Origin of the sequence: Rhizobium sp. 18055, from assembly GCF_902706285.1 — a bacterium.
GTDB lineage: Bacteria > Pseudomonadota > Alphaproteobacteria > Rhizobiales > Rhizobiaceae > Rhizobium.
In genome coordinates this window covers 1-420 of record NZ_CACSKD010000363.1, presented here as the reverse complement: position 1 = coordinate 420, position 420 = coordinate 1, and the positions used below count along the sequence as shown (strand labels likewise).

Here is a 420-nt window from a genome sequence, read left to right as displayed (position 1 = left end):
CAATAACGCTGCGCACTTTCATTGCAAGACAGTAAATATAAATGTTCTTGAGCATTTTCTGACATCTGAGGCTGCCACATACTTTGGCTCAACACATCCAGATTTTGTGCACTTATTGACAAGCCTCAACAATAAAGATGCTGCGCAGTTAAATAGGTGCTTTCGATACATTCGATTATCAAAAGAGTCTAGATTTACCGAACAAAAACTTCTGAATCTTTGGATCGCTCTCGAAGCAATTTACGCATTCGGCAATCAAGGAATTTTAGACAACATCCTCAAATATGCGCCGATCGTTTACGCGACTTTTTCCTCGACACGACGACTCTCTTACCTGAAAGACCTTCTTGTTGCAAACTCAGTGCAGCTCACACCGCTTTGTACAGCAATACACGCTACAAAATCAGGCCTGTTTGAAAG

1 protein-coding gene is annotated in these 420 nt (G+C 41.4%); it reads left to right on the top strand.

What is annotated here, in order from left to right; all coding sequences use genetic code 11:
* The coding region (locus tag GVL52_RS30715; protein WP_210254137.1) for a hypothetical protein at positions 1-420 on the top strand (420 nt) is incomplete at both ends.